General features: G+C 74.2%; 17 protein-coding genes. 15 read left to right on the top strand and 2 right to left on the bottom strand.

The annotated features are described in order from the left end of the window. The first annotated feature begins 2 nt into the window (after positions 1–2). A complete protein-coding gene (locus tag J3473_RS12075) occupies positions 3–674 on the top strand; it encodes a DUF2461 domain-containing protein (protein WP_207023736.1) in 672 nt (223 codons plus the stop codon). A 22-nt stretch (positions 675–696) separates the two neighbouring features. On the opposite strand, the gene J3473_RS12070 is transcribed toward J3473_RS12075, so the two are convergent. Next, entirely contained in the window at positions 697–1101 is a 405-nt protein-coding gene (locus J3473_RS12070) for a DUF4440 domain-containing protein (RefSeq protein ID WP_207023735.1), read from the bottom strand. A 79-nt stretch (positions 1102–1180) separates the two neighbouring features. On the opposite strand from J3473_RS12070, the gene J3473_RS12065 reads away from it, so the two are divergent. The 10 genes from J3473_RS12065 (at position 1181) to J3473_RS12020 (ending at position 12753) form a co-directional block, all read left to right on the top strand. Further along, positions 1181–3955: an RNA helicase gene (locus J3473_RS12065; protein WP_207023731.1), complete on the top strand. Its 2775-nt coding sequence runs from the start codon at positions 1181–1183 to the stop codon at positions 3953–3955. 312 nt (positions 3956–4267) lie between these two features. Next, positions 4268–5536: a dicarboxylate/amino acid:cation symporter gene (locus J3473_RS12060; protein WP_242525862.1), complete on the top strand. Its 1269-nt coding sequence runs from the start codon at positions 4268–4270 to the stop codon at positions 5534–5536. Between the two features lie 118 nt (positions 5537–5654). Next, positions 5655–6428, top strand: a complete 774-nt coding sequence (map, locus tag J3473_RS12055; protein WP_207023726.1) for a type I methionyl aminopeptidase — start codon at positions 5655–5657, stop codon at positions 6426–6428. A gap of 142 nt (positions 6429–6570) precedes the next feature. Further along, positions 6571–7266, top strand: coding sequence for a hypothetical protein (locus tag J3473_RS12050; protein WP_207023724.1), 696 nt, complete (start codon positions 6571–6573; stop codon positions 7264–7266). Between the two features lie 60 nt (positions 7267–7326). Then, positions 7327–8469: a sensor histidine kinase gene (locus J3473_RS12045; RefSeq protein ID WP_207023722.1), complete on the top strand. Its 1143-nt coding sequence runs from the start codon at positions 7327–7329 to the stop codon at positions 8467–8469. After that, positions 8466–9083: a response regulator transcription factor gene (locus J3473_RS12040; protein WP_242525839.1), complete on the top strand. Its 618-nt coding sequence runs from the start codon at positions 8466–8468 to the stop codon at positions 9081–9083. The genes J3473_RS12045 and J3473_RS12040 overlap by 4 nt, the downstream gene beginning before the upstream one ends. Before the next feature lie 82 nt (positions 9084–9165). After that, complete coding sequence (locus tag J3473_RS12035) at positions 9166–9474, top strand: YdeI/OmpD-associated family protein (protein ID WP_207023720.1); 309 nt, start codon at positions 9166–9168, stop codon at positions 9472–9474. 161 nt (positions 9475–9635) lie between these two features. Next, on the top strand, positions 9636–10943 hold the full coding sequence (locus J3473_RS12030; RefSeq protein WP_207023718.1) for a sugar ABC transporter substrate-binding protein: 1308 nt from the start codon (positions 9636–9638) through the stop codon (positions 10941–10943). Beyond that, complete coding sequence (locus J3473_RS12025) at positions 10940–11902, top strand: carbohydrate ABC transporter permease (RefSeq protein ID WP_207023716.1); 963 nt, start codon at positions 10940–10942, stop codon at positions 11900–11902. The genes J3473_RS12030 and J3473_RS12025 overlap by 4 nt, the downstream gene beginning before the upstream one ends. Then, on the top strand, positions 11899–12753 hold the full coding sequence (locus J3473_RS12020) for a carbohydrate ABC transporter permease (protein ID WP_242525838.1): 855 nt from the start codon (positions 11899–11901) through the stop codon (positions 12751–12753). Before J3473_RS12025 ends, J3473_RS12020 begins: the two co-directional genes overlap by 4 nt. A gap of 42 nt (positions 12754–12795) precedes the next feature. On the opposite strand, the gene J3473_RS12015 is transcribed toward J3473_RS12020, so the two are convergent. Continuing rightward, complete coding sequence (locus tag J3473_RS12015) at positions 12796–13398, bottom strand: hypothetical protein (RefSeq protein ID WP_207023714.1); 603 nt, start codon at positions 13396–13398, stop codon at positions 12796–12798. A 213-nt stretch (positions 13399–13611) separates the two neighbouring features. Here J3473_RS12015 and egtB point away from each other — a divergent pair, with 213 nt between their 5' ends. From egtB to J3473_RS11995, 4 genes are all read left to right on the top strand, one after another. After that, positions 13612–14943: an ergothioneine biosynthesis protein EgtB gene (gene egtB / locus J3473_RS12010; protein WP_207023713.1), complete on the top strand. Its 1332-nt coding sequence runs from the start codon at positions 13612–13614 to the stop codon at positions 14941–14943. Next, the gene (gene egtD / locus J3473_RS12005) at positions 14940–15932 is read left to right on the top strand and encodes an L-histidine N(alpha)-methyltransferase (RefSeq protein WP_207023709.1); all 993 of its coding nucleotides are present in this window, start codon (positions 14940–14942) and stop codon (positions 15930–15932) included. The genes egtB and egtD overlap by 4 nt, the downstream gene beginning before the upstream one ends. Before the next feature lie 93 nt (positions 15933–16025). Continuing rightward, positions 16026–16811 carry an SDR family oxidoreductase gene (locus J3473_RS12000; RefSeq protein WP_207023707.1) on the top strand — a complete coding sequence of 262 codons (786 nt, stop codon included), beginning with the start codon at positions 16026–16028 and terminating at the stop codon, positions 16809–16811. After that, positions 16808–17599 (top strand): 2-oxo acid dehydrogenase subunit E2, encoded by a 792-nt coding sequence (locus tag J3473_RS11995; RefSeq protein WP_207023705.1) that lies wholly within the window; start codon positions 16808–16810, stop codon positions 17597–17599. Before J3473_RS12000 ends, J3473_RS11995 begins: the two co-directional genes overlap by 4 nt. Positions 17600–17624: the final 25 nt, after the last annotated feature.

The raw sequence follows: 17624 nt of genomic DNA, 5'->3' as shown, positions 1-17624 counted from the left end.
GCATGGACGAGCACGGCGGCGCGAGCGCAGAGGGCATCCCCCTCGACGCCCTCGACTTCTTCGAGGAGCTCGCGGCCGAGAACACGCGGACGTGGTGGCAGGCGCAGCGGGCCCGGTGGGAGGAGTCGGTGCGCGAGCCGATGGAGTGGCTCACCGAGGCGCTGACCGACGAGTTCGGGGCGGCGCACCTCTACCGTCCGCAGCGCGACGTGCGCTTCAGCCACGACAAGTCCCCCTACAAGGACCACCAGGGCGCGCTGGCGGCCACCGTGCCGGGGGTCGGCTGGTACGTGCAGGTGTCGGCGGCCGGCCTGATGACCGGCGGCGGCTTCTACCCGACGGGTCCGGACCAGACCGCCCGCTACCGCGCGGCCGTCGACGCCCCGGCGACCGGACAGGCGCTGGAGGCGGTCGTCGACCGGCTCGTCGGCCAGGGCTGGGAGACCGGCGGCGAGGCCGTCGCCACCCGGCCGCGCGGCGTCCCGGCCGACCATCCGCGCCTGGACCTCATGCGGCACAAGCACCTCGTGGTGTCGCGCCAGCACGGCGCCCCGGACTGGCTCGCGACCGACGCGGTGCTCGACCGCGTGCGCGCCGACTGGCGGACCGTCCGGCCCCTCGTCGACTGGATGACCGAGCACGTCGGCGCCTCGCAGGCCCCGCGCCGGCGCTGAGGCGTCCGGCCGGCGCCGGGGGTCAGGAGTCCTTCAGCGGGTCGGCGTGCCGGTGGAAGAGCTTCCAGGAGCCGTCCTCGCGCCGGTAGAGCTCGGTGACGCGCAGGTCCATCGGGACGGCCGCGTCCTGCCCGGTGACGGACACGACCGACCGCTGGACGCCGACCCACCAGGCGAGGTCCCCCTCCTCGCCGGAGTGCAGCGTCTCGAGGTCGTTGCGCTCGGCCCCGGCCATGTGTGCGGATCCGTCGGCGTTGGCCGTGTTGACCGCGTCGGCACCGGTGACGACCGTGCCGCCCGGGCCGAGGATCGTCGCGGGGTCGCAGTGGGTCGACACCTCGTGCAGCGGGCCGACGTCGCCGGCCAGGAAGGCGTCCGAGGCCGTCTTGCGGCGGCCCAGGTACGCGGAGAAGATCTCGTCGGTCATCGGTGCTCCGTTCGTCCCTCGTCACGGTAGCCGCGGGCGCCGACGGGGAGGCGCGTCGGAGGTGGGAGGATCGAGGACGATGACGCTCACCGACCGCCTCTCCGCCGACGGCCCGCTGGGCGATCTCGGTGCCGATGCCGCGCTCGACGTGTTCGTCGAGTGGGCCGGCGAGCGCGGCTTCGCGCTCTACCCGGCGCAGGAGGAGGCGGTCCTCGCCCTCGCCGAGGACGCGCACGTCGTCCTCGCGACGCCGACCGGCTCCGGCAAGTCCCTCGTCGCCGTCGCGGCCCACGCCCTGGCCCTCGCCACCGGCCGCCGCTCCTGGTACACCGCGCCGATCAAGGCCCTCGTCTCCGAGAAGTTCTTCGCGCTCGTCGAGACCTTCGGTGCCGAGAACGTCGGGATGCTCACCGGCGACGCCGCGGTCAACCCCGGTGCCCCGATCATCTGCGCGACGGCCGAGGTCCTCGCCAACCACGCCCTGCGCGAGCGCGACGCCTCGGACGTCGGTCTCGTCGTCATGGACGAGTTCCACTTCTACGGCGAGCCGGACCGCGGCTGGGCCTGGCAGGTGCCGCTGCTCCTCCTGCCCGACACCCAGATGCTCCTCATGTCGGCGACGCTCGGCGACACCACCGAGCTCGAGCGCGACCTCCAGCGCCGCACGGAGCGCGAGGTCGTCACCGTCACCGGGGTCCAGCGCCCCGTGCCGCTCGAGTACGAGTGGTCCCTCATGCCCGTCCACGACGCGCTCGCGCTGCTCCTGCGCGACGACAAGGCTCCGGTCTACGTCGTGTCCTTCACCCAGGCCGGCGCGGTCGAGCAGGCGCAGGCCCTCGCCTCGGTCGACATCGTCTCGTCGGCCCGCAAGGCCGCGATCAAGGAGGCCGTCGGCGGCTTCCGGTTCGGGAAGGGCTTCGGCCAGACGCTGCGCCGGCTCGTCCTCCACGGCATCGGGGTCCACCACGCGGGGATGCTCCCGAAGTACCGGCGCCTCGTCGAGACCCTCGCGCAGGGCGGGCTGCTCGCCGTCATCTGCGGCACCGACACCCTCGGCGTCGGCATCAACGTGCCGATCCGCACGGTGCTGCTCACGTCGCTGACCAAGTACGACGGCCGCAAGCAGCGCCTCCTGCGGGCGCGCGAGTTCCACCAGATCGCCGGACGTGCGGGGCGGGCCGGCTTCGACACCGTCGGGTACGTCGTCGTCCAGGCGCCCGAGCACGTCATCGAGAACAGCAAGGCGCTCGCGAAGGCCGGCGGCGACCCGAAGAAGGAGCGCCGCATCGTCCGCAAGAAGCCGCCGGAGGGCGTGCTGACCTGGACCGAGGCCTCGTTCGACAAGCTCGTGACCGCCGCGCCCGAGCCGCTCCAGCCCAAGATGCGCGTCACGCACGCGATGGTCCTCAACGTCCTCGACCAGTGGGAGGGCCAGCAGGACGCCCTGCACACCCTCGTCCTCGACAACCACGAGAGCGAGGAGCGGCGCGAGCGGCTCGTCGAGCGCGCGGTGCAGGTGCTCGGCTCGCTCGTGCGGGCCGGGGTCGTCGAGCCCGACGACGGCTCGCGCGTCGACGTGTGGCTGCCGCCCGAGCCGGATGCCGTGGCCGGCGAGCCCGACGCGGCTCCCGCCGCCACCCCCGAGCCGGCCCCGCAGCCGCTCGACGCCGGGGGGATGGGCGCGCTCGGCGAGGCGCTGGCCGCCGCCGGCCTCGCTCCGGCCGCGACCGACGACACCACCGCGAGCGAGCCGGAGGAGTCGACGCCGGAGGCACCGCGCGAGGTCACCCCCCTTGAGCGCTTCCTGCGCCGCGAGGGGCGCCGCTACGACGAGGGGCCGTTCCAGGTCGCGCTCGACCTGCACGACGGGTTCGCCCTCAACCAGCCCCTCTCGGCGTTCGCGCTCGCCGCGCTCGAGCTCCTCGACCCCGAGGCGCCCGGCTACGCCCTCGACGTCGTCAGCGTCATCGAGGCCACCCTCGACGACCCGCGCCAGGTGCTCCAGGCCCAGCAGTTCGAGGCTCGCGGCGAGGCCGTCGCCGCGATGAAGGCCGACGGGATGGAGTACGAGGAGCGGATGGACGCCCTCGAGGACGTCACCTGGCCCAAGCCGCTCGCCGAGATGCTCGAGCTGTCGCTGCGCACCTACCGCCAGAGCCACCCGTGGGTCGACCCGCGCGACCTGTCGCCGAAGTCGGTCGTCCGCGAGATGTTCGAGCGCGCGATGTCGTTCGGGGAGTTCGTCGCCCACCACAAGCTGGCGCGAGCCGAGGGCATCGTCCTGCGCTACCTGACCGACGCGTACCGGGCGCTGCGCTCGACCGTGCCGCACTCGGCGCGCACCGAGGAGCTCGACGACCTCGTCGAGTGGCTCGGCGAGGTCGTGCGCCACACCGACTCCAGCCTCCTCGACGAGTGGGAGTCGCTGGCGCACCCCGACGGCGACGAGCCGGGCACCGAGGTGCGTCCGTCGACCGAGGGCCGGGCGCTCTCCGACAACCCGCGCGCGCTGCGGGTCATGGTGCGCCAGAGCATGTTCCGGCGGGTCGAGCTGCTGGCCCTGCGCCGCTACGAGGCGCTCGCCGCGCTCGACGGCGGCCTGACCGTCGAGCAGTGGCAGGAGGCCGCGGCCGAGTACCTCGCGGAGTACGGCGAGGTCTCCACCGGCCCGGCCGCCCGAGGTCCCCAGCTGTTCCGGGTCGAGGAGGGCGACGGCACGTGGGTCGTCGAGCAGGTGCTCGACGACGAGGACGGCGACCACGACTGGCGCATCGGCGCCGAGCTCGACCTCGCCGCCACCGACGAGGCCGGCGAGCCCGTGCTCGTCGTCACCCGCTTCGCCCCCCTCACCTGACCCCACCTCCCTTCCCCACGCTCCCCCTCCTCACCGCGAACGTGTGTGAACTCGCCGGTGACCCCCGGCGATTTCACACGCGTTCCCGGGAGGGCGGGGGAATCCCTCGCGGCGAGGTCGTGTTGACGCCCCTCGGGTGCGACCACCACCCCCGTGCACCAGCACCTCCGGCGCGCCGCTGCGCCCGTCCCCCTGCTGACCACCCTCGGAAGGAACCCCGTGGCTTCCTCGACCGCCACCGACGCCCGCCACCCGGACGACGCCCCACCGACCCGCGCGCACCGCCGCCCCCGGTTCCCGTTCTGGGCGCAGATCATCGCCGGCCTCGTCGTCGGCGCGCTGCTCGGCTGGGTCGCGCGAACCTGGTCGGTCGACGGGCTCGCGACGACCCTCGACGTCATCGGCAGCAGCTTCGTCAGCCTGCTGCGCACGATCGTCGTCCCGCTCGTCTTCCTCGCGATCGTCGTCAGCGTCGCCCGGCTGCGCGAGGTGACGAACGCGGCGCGGCTCGCCGGCCAGACGCTGCTCTGGTTCGCCATCACCGCCGCGGTCGCCGTCGTCATCGGCATCACGATCGGCCTGCTCACCGACCCCGGCCTGCGCACGAGCGTCGACCGTTCCGCCGCCTCGGCGCCCGGCACCACCGGCTCGTGGACCGACTTCCTCCAGGGCATCGTCCCCTCGAACATCCTCGGCCTGGAGGGCAGCACGGGTGACGACGGCTCGGTCAGCCTCGGCTTCAACGTCCTGCAGATCGTCGTCGTCGCGCTGCTCATCGGCGTCGCCGTCCTCAAGACCGGCAAGAAGGCGGAGCCCTTCGTCGCGTTCTCCGAGAGCTTCCTCGCCGTCGTCCAGACGGTGCTGTGGTGGATCATCCGCCTCTCGCCGCTCGGCACGCTCGGCCTCATCGGCAACGCCGTCGCCTCCTACGGCTGGGACCTCCTCGCGCCGCTCGCCGTGTTCACGATCGACGTCTACGTCGGCTGCGCCATCGTCCTGCTCGTCGTCTACCCGGTGGTCCTGCGCCTGCACGGCCTCTCGCCGCGCAAGTTCTTCTCCGGCGCCTGGCCGGCCCTCCAGCTGGCCTTCGTCTCGCGCAGCTCGGTCGGCACCATGCCCGTCACGCAGTACGTGACGACCCGCAACCTCGGGGTGCCTCGCGAGTACGCCTCGTTCGCCGTGCCGCTCGGCGCGACGACGAAGATGGACGGCTGCGCCGCGATCTACCCGGCCCTCGCCGCGATCTTCGTCGCGCAGTTCTTCGGGGTCGACCTGTCCGTCACCGACTACCTGCTCATCGCGTTCGTGTCCGTCGTCGGCTCGGCGGCCACCGCGGGCCTCACCGGCGCCGTCGTCATGCTCACGCTCACCCTCTCGACGCTCGGCCTCCCCCTTGAGGGCGTCGGCCTGCTGCTGGCCATCGACCCCGTGCTCGACATGATGCGGACGATGACCAACGTCGCCGGGCAGGCGCTCGTGCCGACGATCGTCGCCAAGCGCGAGGGCATCCTCGACGAGAGCGTCTACGACGGCGACCGCGCGAGCGACCCCGTCGGGGACCCGGCGCTCGTCGCCGCCTGACCGACGCGCACTGCACCGCACCGTCCCTCGGTCGCCCGCACACCCCTCGGGGCGTGCGGGCGACCGCGGCGTCCGGCCCTGTGAGACTGGACCCGACCCCCACCGAAAGGCCGCCCCGATGATCGAGATCCTCGACGACCGGCAGGTCGAGCGCGCCCGGGCCACCGGCGCGCTCGTCGGCGCCATCCTGGCGACGATGCGGGAGCGGGCGACCGTCGGCACCAACCTCCTCGAGATCGACGCCTGGACCAAGGCGATGATCGAGGACGCCGGGGCGACCTCCTGCTACGTCGACTACGAGCCATCCTTCGGCCGCGGCCCGTTCGGTCACTACATCTGCACGTCGGTCAACGACGCCGTCCTCCACGGCCTGCCGCACGACCGCGCCCTCGCCGACGGCGACCTGCTGACCCTCGACCTCGCCGTCGTGCTCGGCGGGGTCGCGGCCGACTCCGCGGTGAGCTTCGTCGTGGGCACGCCGGCCCCCGAGGACGAGGCGCTCATCGCCGTCACCGAGCGCGCGCTCGCCTCGGCGATCTCGGTCGCCGGGCCCGGGGCGAAGCTGGGCGACGTCTCGCACGCCATCGGCGCGGTGCTCGAGGGCGCCGGCTACTCCGTCAACACCCAGTTCGGCGGCCACGGCATCGGCTCGACGATGCACCAGGACCCGCACGTCGCGAACACCGGCCGGCCGGGCCGGGGCTACACCCTGCGCCCGGGCCTGATGCTGGCCATCGAGCCGTGGGTCATGGCCGACACCCACCGCCTCGTCACCGACCCCGACGGCTGGACGCTGCGCAGCGAGACCGGCTGCCGCACCGCGCACAGCGAGCACACCGTGGTGGTCACCGAGGACGGCGTCGACGTCCTCACCCTCCCGCCGGCGGCCTGAGCGCCCGCTCCCCGAGGGACCGCTCGATGACAGCCGTCACCACCGGCGCCTGACGCGACGCACTGGCCGGCGCGCGCGGTCCGGAGCAGGATGGCCCCGGGGGCGGCGCGCGGGCGCTGTCGGGACCGTCGGGGAGGACGCCGTGAGCGCATCGACCACACGCACCGCACCATCGCTGCGCGGTCCACGGGTCCGGCCCGAGCTGCCCCTCGCCCGCGTCGTCACGCTCGAGGTGCACGACCTGAGCGTCGACCCGGGCCCCGACGGCTCGCGCCTGCACGGGCTCGACCTCGAGCTGCGGGCGGGCACCCTCACCGTCGCGACACCCGCCGCGCCAGCCCGGACGCTCGCCCGCGTGCTCGTCGGCGACCTGCCCGGCCGCGACGGCGACCTCGTCACCGGGCAGGGTCGCACGCGCCGGCGCCTCGCGACGACCTCGTGGACGGCGCTCGCCGCCCGCACGCCGCCGACGACCGGTCGCCCCACCGTCGAGGTGCTGGGCCAGGGCGGCCTCGCGGCGATCCGGCTCGGGGTCCACCTCGGCCTCGGGCCGCTGCTCGACCGGCCGCTCGCCGTCCTCGACGCCGCCGACCGGACCCTCGTCGGGCTCGCGCTCGCGCTCGCCGCGGCACCCGACCTCGTCGTCCTCGACCTGCCCGCCGCCGGCCTCGACCCCGAGGGGCGCCGTCGTGTCCTCGAGGCCCTGCGCGACCTCGTCGACGTGGAAGGACGGACCGTGCTCGTCGTCGCGTCGACCGACCACCTCGACGCCGACGTCGTGGCGCTCGTCGACGACGTCGTCCGCCTGGAGCCCTCCGCCGCGGAGCGCCGCGGCTGAGCCCGCTGTTACAGTCGCGGCGTCGTCCCACGGGAGGACGCACGGACCGACGGGGGCACGGTGAGGGACACGAGCGCGGGCGACGCCCGGATCGCCGTCGTCGCCTCGTGGGCGATCGTCCTCGTCATCCTCGTCCAGGGCACGCTCTCGATGCTCACCCAGGTGTCGGACGAGCTGGGGCCCGCGCAGCGCGCGGCAGGCGTCGTGTCCGGGCTGGCGGGCGCCGCCCTCTTCCTCGTCGTCCAGCGGCGGACCCTGCGCGACCGCCCCGTCCCCCCGGTGCTCGTCGTGGCCACCGTGGTCTGCGCCACCGGCGCGTTCCTCGCGGCGGCGTGGCTCAACGCCGCGCTCGTCCTCGCGCTCGTCGGCCTGCGGCTCACGGGTCGTCGTCTCGTGCTGGCCGGCGGGGCCTACGCGCTCGGCATCACGGCCTTCATGCTCCAGCAGGGCGTCAACCCCTACCTCGCCTTCTTCCTCCTCGTCGTCCTCGTGGCGGTCGGCCTCCTGCTCTACGTGATGACGCGCCTCGCGGTCACGGTGGGTGAGCTCGCCCGGGCCCGCGAGACAGTGGCCAGGCTGCGCGTCGACGAGGAGCGGCACCGCATCTCCCGCGACCTGCACGACATCCTCGGCCGCAGCCTCGTCGCGGTCGGGCTGCGCGTGCAGACGGCCATCCGGCTGCTCGACCGCGACCCGCAGCGGTGCGGCGAGCAGCTCGACGAGGTCGCGCGGATGGTCACCGACGGCCAGTCCCGCCTGCGCGCCCTGACCCGCGGGCAGACGGTCACCGGCTTCGACGACGAGCTCGCGGCGGCCCTCGACCTCTTCGAGCGGCTCGGCATCCGCGCCACGACCGACGTCGACCCGGCCGCCGCCTCCCGGGAGGGCACCGACCGGCTCGGGCCACGCGTCCTGCGCGAGGCCGTGACGAACCTGCTCAAGCACGCGCGTCCCTCGTGGGTCGAGATCGGCCTGCGCCGCGAGGCGACGGCCGACGTCCTCGTCGTCGTCAACGACGGTGCGGCGGAGTCGGACCGACCGCGCGGTACGGGCCTGGCCGACCTCGCGGCCCGTGCGGAGGCCGTCGGCGGCTCGCTCGAGGCGGGGCACGTCCCCGGGGGCCGGTTCCGGGTCATCTGCCGGATGCCGACGCTCCTCGGCGACGGGTCCGACGACGCCGACCTCGTGCGGTCTCTCCCGTGAGCGCGCCGGCGGGGCAGGGGACGCTGCGCATCCTCATCGCCGAGGACGTCGACCTCGTCGCGGAGGCGTTCGAGGCGCTGCTGTCGACCGAGCCCGGGTTCGAGGTGGTCGGCCGGGTCGGCAGAGGCGACGAGGTCGCGGCCGCCGTCGAGCGGCTCGCGCCGGACGTCGCCGTCCTCGACGTCGACATGCCGGGGATGAGCGGCATCGAGGCCGCCGAGGGCCTCACCGGGTGCGCGGTGCTCCTGCTCACGGCCCTCGAGGGTCCCGGGCACCTCCACCGCGCGCTGGCCGCCGGCGCCAACGGCTACCTCCTCAAGTCCGCCACGGGCCGCCGGCTCGTCGAGGCCATCCGCACCGTCGCCGCCGGAGGCACCGCCATCGACCCCGACCTCGCCGCCGAGGCCCTGCGCCGCGGGACCTCGCCGCTCACGGCGCGCGAGGTCGACATCCTGCGCCTCGTGGGGGAGGGCCGCAGCACCGACGACATCGCGAGCGCCCTGTTCCTCTCCCGAGGGACGGTGCGCAACTACCTGAGCCACGCGATGGACAAGCTCGACGCCCGCTCGCGCACCGAGGCCTTCGCGCTCGCCGAGCGCCGCGGCTGGCTCTGACCCCACGACGGACGCCCACACGCGCCTCGCCGACGCCGCCCGGGCGTGGGGCACCCGCCGGGTCGAGGGGACCGTCGACGGGGTGGCGGTGAACCTCGGGGTCAACCGGGCCGACGTCCTGCCCGACGCGTTCGCCTACGCCGGGCGCCCCCTCCTCGCCCGGCTCGGGGTGCGACCAGGCGACCTGATCGAGTGCCGACTGCGACCGGCCGACCCCGATGTCGTGCCGGTCCCCGAGGACGTCGCGAGTGCTCTCGCCGACGCGGGTCTCGCCGACGCCTTCGAGGCGGTGCCCGCCCCCCGTCGCCGCCGCCTGCTGCAGCCCGTCGAGGACGCCGTGCGCCCGGCGACGAGGGCGGCTCGGATCGAGGCGCTGCTGCGCGACCTGTGACGGGCGGGGCTGCTCGCTGAGGGCGAACCGACCTTCGACAGCGGTGACGCGGATCACGCACGCGTGCTCGCGGCTGCGACGACGGGGGCTAGCGTCGCCCGGGTCCGTGGTCGAGAAGCGTGCCGCAGGCGATCCCGCCCGCACCACTCCCCGGAGTCCGCATGCCCCTGACCCGTCGCCAGCTCCTCGCCGCCGCCGGTGCCGCCTCGGCACCCCTCGCGCTCAGCGCGTGCGGTGGCTTCTCCACCTCCGGCCGTGACAGCGGCGCATCCGCCTCCTCCGGCACCGTCACGTTCACGACGTGGGGCACCGACGCCGAGCTCGCCGGCCTCCGCGCCGCCATCTCTTCCTTCGAGCAGGCGAACAGCGGCGTCAAGGTCACGCTGAACTCGGTGCCGTACGAGCAGATGTTCACGACGATCGACGCCCAGCTGCAGGCCGGCAACCCCCCGGACGTCTTCCGCGTGCCGTACTACACCTTCGGCAGCTACGCCGGGCGCGGGCAGCTGCTCGACCTGAGCAGCCACCTCGACAGCGGCTTCTCCGACCGGTTCACCCCGCAGGCGTGGGCCGCGGTGCAGAACGGCGGCAAGCCCTACGGTGTCCCGCACCACACCGACACCTCGGTCATCCTCTACAACAAGGCCCTCATGGAGTCGGCCGGCGTCACCGACGTCCCGACGCGCATCGAGGACGCGTGGACCTGGCAGGAGTTCGAGGACGTCGCGAAGCGCCTGCGCGAGAAGCTCCCCGACGACAAGTGGCCCTTCGCGTACAACTGGCAGGGCAACGGCGTGACGCGCTGGCTCAGCTGGCTCTTCGAGGCCGACGGCCGCTTCCTCACCGAGGACCTGACGGCGGCGGCCATCGACTCCGACGCCGGCCGGGCCGCGGTCGAGTTCACGCAGGGCTTCTTCCGGCAGAACCTGGTGCCGCAGAACAGCTCCGTGAAGTCCTCGACCTACGCCGCGGACCTCTGGTACTCGGGCACGACGGCGATGAACTTCGGCGGTGCCTTCCTCGTCCCGGACGCCACGACCACCGCCGGCTTCGAGTGGGGCGTCACGTTCCCGCCGAAGGACGTGCGCTCCGCCGGCGACTTCGGCGGCAATGCCCTCGTCGCGACGAAGGCCGCCAAGGACCCCGCGCTCGTGGCGAAGTTCCTCGACCACGTGACGCAGAAGCAGCCGATGGCCGACTTCTGCGCCGGCGCGTCGCTGCTGCCCACGCGCGCCGACCTCGTGCAGGAGGGCATCGAGTTCAAGGTCCGACCCGAGCTCTCGCCCGTCTTCGTCGCCCAGGCCGGCGCCGTGCTGCCGCGGGACTCGGGGCAGGTCGCCTCGCCGTCGATGTCGGCGATCATCACCGTCCTCAAGGACCAGCTCGAGGAGGCGTTCGTCGGCGACCAGGACGCCGCGACGACCGTGCGCAACCTCGCCGACGGCATCGGCGCCGCCGTCGCGCGGTGAGCACCGTCCCCGCCGCGACCGCGGCCACCGCTCCGCCCGGCGTCCAGGCACCGGACCCACCGCGCCGGGGCCGGCGGGGGCCCCGGCGCGGCGCCGTCAAGGAGGCGCTCGCCGCCTACGGCTTCCTCGCGCCCGGCCTCGTGCTGCTGGGCACCTTCGTCTTCGTCCCGCTGGCCGGCGCCGCAGCCCTCAGCCTGCAGCGCACCAACGGGTTCGGCGACGGGGTGTGGGTCGGCCTCGACAACTACGCGCGGCTGTTCACCGACCCGGTCTTCTGGCGGGCGACGCTCAACACCGTCCTCTTCACCCTCGTCGTGACGCCGGGGTCGATGGCCCTCGGGCTGGGGGCGGCCGTGCTCCTCAACTCGGTGCTCCCGGCGCGCGGCCTCTTCCGGTCCGTGCTCATCCTCCCGATGGCCGTCAGCGGCGTCGCGACCGCACTGGTCGGCGTCCTCGTCTTCGACCAGAACAGCGGGTTCGCCAACGCCGTCCTGCGCGCCCTCGGTCTCCCCGGGGTCGACTGGCAGTCGGGCGGGACGGCGGCGTTCGTCACCGTCGTGCTCGTGACCCTCTGGTGGAGAACCGGGTTCAACATGCTCATCTACCTGGCCGGCCTCCAGGGCATCGGCCGCGAGATGCTCGAGGCGGCCACGCTCGACGGCGCCGGGCCGTGGCAGCGGTTCCGGTACGTCGTCGTCCCGATGCTCGGGCCGTCGTCGTTCTTCCTCGTCGTCATGAACGTCATCTACTCGTTCCAGGTGTTCGACATCGTCTTCGTCCTCACCGGCGGCGGCCCGCGCAACGCGACCACCGTGCTCGTCACCTACGCGTACGACAACGGCTTCGTCACGCGTGACCAGGGGTACGCCGCGACGATCGGCGTCTTCCTCCTCGTCGTCAGCCTCGCGTTCACCTGGCTGCGCTGGCGCACGAGCCGCACCAAGGACCTCGTCGGATGAGCACCGCCGCCCCCGTCCGCGCCGCCCGGCGTCGTCGCCGCGACCGGTGGATGCCCGCGCGCCTCGCCGCTGCCGTCGTCGTCTCGCTCGTCACGCTGTTCCCGCTCTACTGGATGGTCGTCGTCGCGCTGACCTCCCGCTCGGAGCTGCTCGGCGGCACGCTGCGCCTGGTCCCGCGGGAGCTGACGCTCGACAACTTCCGGCGGGTCCTCGATGCCTTCCCCGTCGCCGCGTGGGTCGGCAACTCCGTCGCGATCTCGCTCACCGTGGCGCTGCTCTCGGTGACGGTGAGCATGCTCGCGGGGTACGCGTTCGCGCAGCTGCGCTTCCCCGGGTCGACCGCGCTCTTCCTGCTCACGGTGGCGACGGTGATGATCCCGCTGCAGGTGATCATGGTGCCGCTGTTCCGGATCGTCACCTCCATGGGCCTGTTCGGCAGCTACTGGGCGGTCATCCTGCCGACGGCGGCCAGCGGCTTCGGCGCCTTCCTCGCGCGGCAGTTCGTCCTCGCCATCCCGCGCGAGCTGGTCGACGCCGCCCGGGTCGACGGCGCCGGCCACCTGCGGATCTTCCGCTCGATCGTGCTGCCGCTCAGCCGGCCGCTGCTCGCGGTCCTCTTCTTCATGACGCTGCTGTCGTCGTGGAACGACCTCGCGTGGCCGCTGGTCGCGTTGCAGGACAACGCCCTCTACACGCTGCCCATCGGGCTGCTCTACCTCCAGGGGCAGCTCGGGTCCGACTACGGCGGCACGATGGCCTTCGCGATCATCACGGTCGCCCCGATGGTCGCGCTCTTCCTCGTCGCCCAGCGCTACTTCGTCGAAGGGTTCGCGCGCACCGGCATCCGGTGACCGTCCGGGCGGCGCGCCCCCTCCGACGCGCCACCCGGACGCTCAGGTCGGCCGGCCCACCGGCTCCGGGCGCACGGCGTCGAGCGCCATGAGGAGGAGCATGACGACGCCCGTGACCACCGCCGCAGCGGCCACGGGGACGGCCCCCGCGACGACGCCGAGCAGCAGCCCGACGACCCCGATCGCCGCGAGCACCCAGCCGAGCGTGCCGAAGACCGGCGCCCCGAACGCGCGGGCGAAGGGCACGAAGTGCAGACCGACGGCCACGACGACGACGGCGGGCATCAGCTCCGGCCGGTCGACCGCGACGAGGACGCGGCGGCCGACGGCGAAGGCGGCCAGCATCCCCGCGACCGACGCGGTGTAGACGACCCCGGCGCCCGGCCTCGGGGGTCCGACGTCGCGCAGCCGCCGCGGCCGCAGCAGCACGGCCCAGGCGCAGACGAGCAGGGCCGCCGTCCAGGCGAGCAGGGCCACCGTCGGCCAGGGCGCGGGCAGGAGACCGCGGTTGACGTGCACGAACGCGCTGGCCCCGGCGCCGCCGATGACCACGCCGAGCACCTGCGGGTGCAGGAGGTGCCGGATGCCGCGGTGCGGGCGGCCGGCGAGCACCGCAGCGGCCGGGCGCTGCCGCGTCGTCGTCATCGGGCGGTCCTCTCTCACGGGTCGCCCCAGCCTGGCCGTCGGCCCGTCGGCCGGGGCAGTGCCACCGGCCACCGACCCGGCATGACACCTGTCATCCGGGTGGACGGCGGCCGTCGTCCCGATGACCGGTGCGCACGGGGGGTGTCCACCGTCGGCGGGCTGGGTAAGGATGGACGTCACGCCCGACCGGCCCCGACCGAGAGGAGCGCCGCCATGTCCACCTCGACGTGGGACGCCAGCACCCTGACCACCCGCTACCACGAGGTCCGCTCGCACACCGAGACCCTCGCCTCCCCGCTGTCGCCCGAGGACCAGACGGTCCAGTCGATGCCGGACGTGTCACCCACGAAGTGGCACCGCGCCCACGTGACGTGGTTCTTCGAGACCTTCGTGCTCAGCGAGCACGAGCAGGACTTCGCGCCCTTCCAGGACCGCTACTGGTTCCTCTTCAACAGCTACTACGAGGGCATCGGCCCGCGGTACTCGCGCGCCGACCGCGGGTTCATCACCCGCCCGGGCGCCGCGGACGTGGGGGTCTACCGCGGCAACGTCGACGAGCGCATGCGCGACCTCGTCGAGCGCCTCGACGAGGGCTCCCTCGAGAAGCTCGCGCCGACCATCGAGCTCGGCTTCCACCACGAGCAGCAGCACCAGGAGCTGCTGCTCATGGACATCAAGCACGTCCTCTCGCGCAACCCGCTCGAGCCCGTCTACGGCGGCACAAGGCCGGCGCCCAGCGAGCCGGACGCGCTCGGCTGGGTCGACGTCGAGGGCGGTCTCGTCGAGATCGGCCACGAGGGCGGCGGCTTCTCCTTCGACAACGAGCTGCCCCGCCACCGGCAGTGGCTCGAGCCCTACCGGCTCGCCGACCGCCTCGTGACCAACGGTGAGTGGCTCGAGTTCATGGCCGACGGCGGCTACCAGCGCCCCGAGCTGTGGCTCTCCGACGGCCTCGCCCGGGTCCGGGCGGAGGGATGGCGGGCGCCCCTGTACTGGACCGAGCACGACGGCGTCTGGCTCGAGCACACCCTCCACGGCACCTGGCCGGTCAACCCCGGCCTGCCGGTCAGCCACGTCAGCTTCTACGAGGCCGACGCGTACGCGGCGTGGGCCGGCAAGCGGCTGCCGAGCGAGGCGGAGTGGGAGCACGCCGTCGTCGTCGACGGCCAGGCCGACGCCGCGCACTCCGGCGGAAACCTCGCCGACCTGCGGCACTACCACCCGGCAGCGGCGCCGGAGCGGGGCGGCGAGCACCGGCTGCGCCAGGTCTACGGCGACTGCTGGGAGTGGACCTCGTCCGCGTATCACCCCTACCCCGGCTTCCACCCCCCGGCGGGAGCCATCGGCGAGTACAACGGGAAGTTCATGTCGAACCAGATGGTCCTGCGCGGCGGCTGCGCCCTCACCCCGCCGGCGCACGCCCGGCTCACCTACCGCAACTTCTTCCCGCACGGCTCGCGCTGGGCCCTGTCCGGGGTGCGGCTGGCCGACGGCGGTGCGCCGCAGGCCCGACCGGCCGACGCGGCGACGGGGGCCGACGCGTGAGCGGCGTCGTCGAGCCCCGGGTCCAGGTCCTCCTCGACCCCGACTGGGCCTCCGGCTCGCTCGTCGACGACGTGCGCCGCGGGCTCGGCGGCCGCCCACGGCGGCTTCCCCCGAAGTGGCTGTACGACCCGGTCGGCGCCGACCTCTTCGACGAGATCACCCGGCTGCCGGAGTACTACCCGACCGAGGCGGAGCGGGCCATCCTCACCGCGCACGCGGCCGAGATCGCGCAGGTGTGCGACGCCTCGACCCTCGTCGAGCTCGGCAGCGGCACGAGCGACAAGACCCGCACGCTCCTCGACGCCTTCCGCTCCGAGGACCGCTCGCACGGCCCGCTCGCGCGCTTCGTGCCGGTCGACGTGTCCGACGGCACGCTGCGCGAGGCGGCGTCGATGCTCAGCGTCCGCTACCCCGGGATGGCCGTCGAGGCCGTCGTCGGCGACTTCACCCTCCACCTCGGCCAGCTGCCCCGCGGCGACCGCCGGATGGTCGCCTTCCTCGGCAGCACGATCGGCAACTTCTACCTCGAGGAGCGGGCCGCCTTCCTCGGCGCGCTCGCCGACTCCCTCGACACCGGCGAGTGGCTGCTCCTCGGCACCGACCTCGTCAAGGACGCCGACCGCCTCGTCGCCGCCTACGATGACTCCGCCGGCGTCACCGAGCGGTTCATCCGCAACTGCCTGCTCGTCGTCAACCGCGAGCTCGGGGCCGGCTTCGACCCCGGCGCCTTCAGCTACGTCCCCTTCTGGGACCCGCGGATGGAGCGCATCGACATGCGGCTGCGCGCCGAGGAGCCGCAGGTCGTCACCGTGCCCGGCGCGGACCTCGTCGTCGAGCTCGCCACCGGCGAGGAGATCTGTGTCGAGATCTCGACGAAGTTCCGGCCCGAGGGCATCGCCGCGGAGCTCGGCGAGGCCGGGTTCAGCGTCGAGCGGACGTGGACCGACGACGCCGGGGACTTCGCGCTCACGCTGGCGCGGCGCGACTGACGCGCCGCGGCCCCGCGCCGCCACGTTGCACACCGACCACCGCCGGGCGGGTGCCGCGCCGGTGACCCCCTCCACGTCACGGAGACTGGGCAGATGCGACTCCACGGGGCCCACGTCCTCCTGACCGGGGCCACCGGGACGATCGGTACCCGCCTGGCCGACGGCCTCGCCGCGCGCGGCGCCCGCGTCACCGTCACCGCGCGCAGCCGCGACGCCCTGGGCGACCTCGCGTCGCGCACCGGCGCCCACCCCGTACCCGTCGACCTCGCGACCCCCGGCGGCCCCGCCGAGCTGCTCGCCGCCGCCCACTCGGCCCACGGCCCGCCCGACGTCCTCGTGCACAACGCCGCGGTCGAGCTCGTCGGCCGCCTCGACGACCTCGACGCCTCGTCCCTCGCCGCCGCGATCGCCCTCAACCTGCGCGCCCCGCTCGAGCTGACCCGCCTGGCCCTCCCCGGGATGCGCGCCCGCCGCCGCGGCCACCTCCTCTGGGTCTCCTCGCTCGCCGGGGTCGCGACCTTCCCCGGCCTCGGGCCCTACGGCGCGACCAAGGCGGGTCTCACCCGGGCGGCCGCCGGCCTGCGGCTGGAGCTGCGCGGCTCGGGCATCGGCAGCACCGTCGCCGAGCTCGGGCCGGTCGACTCCTCGATGATGGACCGGGCCCGTCGACATGCTCCGGCCGAGGCGGCGTTCGCCCGGGCCCGGCGGTTGCGCGTGCTGCGGGACCTCGACCCCTCCGTGACCGCCGAGGCGCTGCTCGACGCCGTCGAGGCCGGACGGCCGCACGTCCGGCTGCCCCGGCGCGCAGCGCCCTTCGCCGCGCTCGCCGCCGCTCCGGGCCTCGCGGTCCGGCTCGCGCTCACCGGGATCCACGGATGAGCCACCGCTCGGTCCGCCGCAAGATCGCCGTCGCCACGTGGCGCCCGCCGGTCGAGGGACGCATCCAGGCCCGCGTCGAGGTCGACGTGAGCGCCGCGCTGGCCCACCTCTCGCGCCTGCGCGCGAGCACCGGCGCGCGGGTCACCCTGACCCACCTCGTCGGCGCCGCGCTGGCGCGGGGACTGCGGGCCGTCCCGGAAGCCCGGGCGCGCGTCGTGCTCGGGCGGCTGCACCCCATCGAGGACTGCACGATCGCCTTCGCCGTCGACATCGAGGAGGGCGTCGACCTCGCTCCGGTGCGCGTCGAGCAGGCGGACCGGCTGACCCCCGTCGAGATCGCGACCCGCGTGCACGACGCCGTGGCCGCGGTCCGGGGTCGGCAGGACCGCCACCACCGCCGCACCAACGGCCTCGTGCGCATCGCCCCGTGGTTCGTCATGCGGCCGGTCATGGCCACGGCGAGCCTGCTGGTCGGGGGGCTGGGTCTGCCCGCGTTCGGCCAGCCCGGGCGGCCGCTCGGCACCGGCTTCGTCTCCAACGTCGGACCGCTCGGGCTCGACGAGGCCTACCTCGCGCCGGCCCCCTTCGCCCGCACGCCGGTCTACCTGTCCATCGGGGCGGTGCGCCAGCGCCCGGTGGCGGTCGAGGGTCGGGTCGAGGTCAGGCCGGTCGCCGTGCTCGTCGCGACGGCCGACCACCGGGTCGTCGACGGCGCGCACGCCGGCCGTCTGCAGTCCATCGTCGTCGAGCTGCTCACCCATCCCGACCGGATGGACACCCCCGCCTGACCCCCCGACTTCTTGCCAGTTGACC

Source organism: Phycicoccus sp. DTK01 (assembly GCF_017312765.1).
Lineage (GTDB): Bacteria > Actinomycetota > Actinomycetes > Actinomycetales > Dermatophilaceae > Phycicoccus > Phycicoccus jejuensis.
Note: the sequence above shows the minus strand (reverse complement) of the source record. Positions and strands in the feature narration are given on the sequence as shown.

Bases quoted from the DNA above. Each gene is read 5' to 3' on its own strand.
- J3473_RS12075 (WP_207023736.1), top strand. From the start codon at position 3: ATGGACGAGCACGGCGGCGCGAGCGCAGAGGGCATCCCCCTCGACGCC.
- J3473_RS12070 (WP_207023735.1), bottom strand. From the start codon at position 1,101: ATGACCGACGAGATCTTCTCCGCGTACCTGGGCCGCCGCAAGACGGCC.
- J3473_RS12065 (WP_207023731.1), top strand. From the start codon at position 1,181: ATGACGCTCACCGACCGCCTCTCCGCCGACGGCCCGCTGGGCGATCTC.
- map (WP_207023726.1), top strand. From the start codon at position 5,655: ATGATCGAGATCCTCGACGACCGGCAGGTCGAGCGCGCCCGGGCCACC.
- J3473_RS12030 (WP_207023718.1), top strand. From the start codon at position 9,636: ATGCCCCTGACCCGTCGCCAGCTCCTCGCCGCCGCCGGTGCCGCCTCG.
- J3473_RS12020 (WP_242525838.1), top strand. From the start codon at position 11,899: ATGAGCACCGCCGCCCCCGTCCGCGCCGCCCGGCGTCGTCGCCGCGAC.
- J3473_RS12015 (WP_207023714.1), bottom strand. From the start codon at position 13,398: ATGACGACGACGCGGCAGCGCCCGGCCGCTGCGGTGCTCGCCGGCCGC.
- egtB (WP_207023713.1), top strand. From the start codon at position 13,612: ATGTCCACCTCGACGTGGGACGCCAGCACCCTGACCACCCGCTACCAC.
- J3473_RS12000 (WP_207023707.1), top strand. From the start codon at position 16,026: ATGCGACTCCACGGGGCCCACGTCCTCCTGACCGGGGCCACCGGGACG.
- J3473_RS11995 (WP_207023705.1), top strand. From the start codon at position 16,808: ATGAGCCACCGCTCGGTCCGCCGCAAGATCGCCGTCGCCACGTGGCGC.